Below are 3,233 nucleotides of genomic sequence, written 5' to 3'. Positions count from 1 at the left end.
ACCTGGCACCTGGCACCTGACACCTGACACCTGACACCTGAAACGGGATTAGGTGCTAGGTTCTAGGCTTTAGGTCCTAGGTTTTATCTCTTACTGAACGCTGATAGCTGAAATCTGATACCTGATATTAAAAACTAGTAACCCGGTTTATTTCAGCCAGTGAGGTCATGCCATCGGCGGCTTTACGAATACCCGATAAACGTAAATTATTAAAACCTGCTTTTAACGACACTTCGGCTATTTCTAACGAATTACCGCCGCGCATAATTATTTGGGCAATTTCGGGGGTAATTTGCATTACTTCGTAAATGCCCACTCGGCCTTTATAGCCATCGGTACAATGTTCGCAGCCTTTTGGCGCGTATAGCGTCATTTCGCTAATTTGCTGTTCACTAAAACCTTGGCGAATAAGCTCTTGTTCGGGAAGGTGTTCCGGCGTTTTACACTTAGGGCATAAGCGACGGGCTAAGCGCTGCGCGATAATTAAGCTAATGGAGCTGGCTACGTTATAGGCAGGCACGCCCATGTTTAATAAACGAGTAATGGTTTCAGGCGCCGAGTTGGTATGCAGGGTTGATAACACTAAGTGACCTGTTTGCGCCGCTTTAATTGATATTTCGGCGGTTTCTAGATCACGTATTTCACCTACCATTACCACATCGGGATCTTGACGTAAAAAGGCTCGTAGTGCGTTAGCGAAGGTCATATCGGCTTTGGTATTAATTTGTACTTGGTTAATACCTTCTAAGTTAATTTCAACCGGATCTTCGGCGGTACTAATATTACGCTCCGGTTGGTTGAGTATATTTAGGCCAGTATAAAGCGACACGGTTTTACCTGAGCCGGTAGGGCCGGTTACCAATATCATGCCTTGAGGTTGATCTAGTGCGTCGGTATAGAGCTTTTTTTGTTCCGGTTCGTAACCCAATACATCAATGCCTAGCATGGCACTGGATGAATCAAGAATACGCATTACAATTTTTTCGCCCCATAGCGTTGGCATAGTGCTGACACGAAAGTCGATGCTTTTACGTTCGGTTATTTTTAATTTGATACGGCCATCTTGGGGTTTACGTTTTTCGGCAATATCGAGGCGCGACATCACTTTAATACGCGCCGACAGCTTAGTGGCTAAGGTGTTTGGCGGTGTGGCTACTTCATGTAAAATGCCGTCAATTCTAAAGCGTATACGGTATTTATGCTCGTAGGGTTCAAAGTGTAAATCCGAGGCGCCTTTTTTAATCGCATCCATTAAAATTTTATTAATGTAAACAATGATGGGGGCATCGTCTTTATCGTCATCGGCATTTAAGCCCGACTCTTTGTTGTCAACTGCATCAAGCTCGGCAAACTCTTTAAATTCGTCGTCTGATAAATTTAAGCTGCCCGCGGCATCAAGTAGTTGCTCTATTTTTTGTTCAAGTTGAAGGTAGTCTACCACCACCACTTCGCACGATAAGCCGGTGCTAAATTCAAAGTTTTCAAAGGCACCATAATCGGTGGGATCAGACGCGGCTATATATACTTTTCGGCCTTTTTTAATTAGCGGTAAAATGTGGTGTTTGCGGATCAGCTTTTCTTTTACCAGCTCGGGATCTATAAGTGCGGTATTGAAGTCTTTTAAATCGAAAAAAGGCACTCTAAATAGGTCAATGCATTGGGTTGCTAAATCTTTACTGTCTATTTTTCCGCACTTAGCAATCATTTCAGCCGTTGACGAGAATTCCTGCTGTCTCGCTTTAACTAAGTTGGCATCCACGCGGCCAAGAGTAATAAATTTTCTCAATAACGGTGAGTTAATATTCATTGCGCACCTGTTTAAATCCTTCAATAGTTAGCAATTTATCAGAAAAAAGAGGGGGATAATATTATTCATCGCAATCTAGATGAATTTTATTAATTAAAACAGTTAATAATATAATTTATAACTGTTTTTGTTCGCTAACGCCATCTTTAAGCTGATTTAACTATCTTTGCAGCAAAGCTGTAAATAATTATTATGTAACGCTATTAAGTCCTTTTTGACCAGTGCTAGGTCGCGATCATTATTTAATATGTCGTTTGCTTTTTGTTGTTTTTCTGCGCGCGACATTTGCGCAGCAATAATGCTGTTAACTTGCGTTAAGCTAATATTATCACGTTTTATGGTGCGCGCAATTTGTACATCTTTAGGTACATCTATTAACAAGGTATGGTCGCAATAAACATCCAGCTTGTTTTCAAACAGCAGCGGGGCCACTAACACCGCATATGGGCTGGTGGCATTATTTAACTCGGTTAACGTTTGCTGGCGAATAAGTGGGTGCAGCAAGTTATTAAGCCAGTTTTTATGCTCATTATTGCTAAATATAAGCTCACGCAATTTACTGCGATTCAGCGACCCGTCGGGCAGTAATATGTCGCTGCCAAAGTGCGTTATTATTGCATTAAGCCCTTCACTGCCAGGTTCAACCACCTGACGGGCAATAATATCGGCATCCACAATGCAAATACCTAGCTCTGCGAGCATATTGCTCACGGCTGTTTTACCACAACCAATACCGCCGGTTAAGCCAAGCACCCAGTTATTAATATTTGTCTTATTGCGCATATTAATAACCGATTAAATTAAAATAGCTGTGTTGCAGCTCTGTGCCCCACAGCATAGTGATCCAGCCGGCAATAGCCAGGTAAGGGCCAAATGGAATGGGGGTGGCTTTGTCTTTGCCCTGAATGCTGAGCAGTGCAATACCAATAACAGCCCCCACCACGCTTGAGAGTAAAATGATGGTGAGTAACGACTGCCAACCTAGCAGAGCGCCAAACACTGCAAGCAGTTTAAAGTCGCCATAGCCCATGCCTTCCTTACCGGTTAATAACTTAAATAACCAAAATACGCTCCATAGGCTTAAATAACCACAGGCAGCACCAATAATGGCATTAGCGGGGGGTACAGTAAAACCTAATACAGCGGCAAGCAGTGCTAGCCACACTAGCGGTAAGGTAAGTTGATCGGGCAGCAGCATGTGGTCAATATCAATAAAGGTGAGCGCCACTAACGCCCAAGTAATAACAATGTATAGCAGTGCCTGCTCAGTCGCGCCTAAGGTGTATGCAACAACTAGGCTTAATAAGGCGGTCAGTGCTTCTACAATAGGGTAACGAACGGAAATAGGGGTACTGCAATTTGCGCATCGACCTTTTAGTAATAACCAGCTAACAATAGGAATATTTTGCCAAGGCTTAATCGCGGT

At 43.0% G+C, this 3,233-nt stretch carries 3 protein-coding genes; all 3 read right to left on the bottom strand.

The window, feature by feature from the left end; translation table 11 throughout:
• Window positions 1-127 precede the first annotated feature (127 nt).
• On the bottom strand, window positions 128-1,807 hold the full coding sequence (gene pilB / locus ABYB02_RS16005) for a type IV-A pilus assembly ATPase PilB (RefSeq protein ID WP_372763381.1): 1,680 nt from the start codon (window positions 1,805-1,807) through the stop codon (window positions 128-130).
• Between the two features lie 156 nt (window positions 1,808-1,963).
• Window positions 1,964-2,590, bottom strand: a complete 627-nt coding sequence (gene coaE / locus ABYB02_RS16000; RefSeq protein ID WP_372763380.1) for a dephospho-CoA kinase — start codon at window positions 2,588-2,590, stop codon at window positions 1,964-1,966.
• A gap of 1 nt (window position 2,591) precedes the next feature.
• Window positions 2,592-3,233: A24 family peptidase (locus tag ABYB02_RS15995; RefSeq protein WP_372763379.1), on the bottom strand; the 642-nt coding region annotated here is incomplete at its 5' end.

Source organism: Pseudoalteromonas sp. (assembly GCF_041613455.1).
In the GTDB taxonomy this organism is placed as follows: domain Bacteria; phylum Pseudomonadota; class Gammaproteobacteria; order Enterobacterales; family Alteromonadaceae; genus Pseudoalteromonas.
The sequence above is the reverse complement of the archived record's forward strand: the minus strand, read 5'-3'. Positions and strand labels throughout refer to the sequence as shown.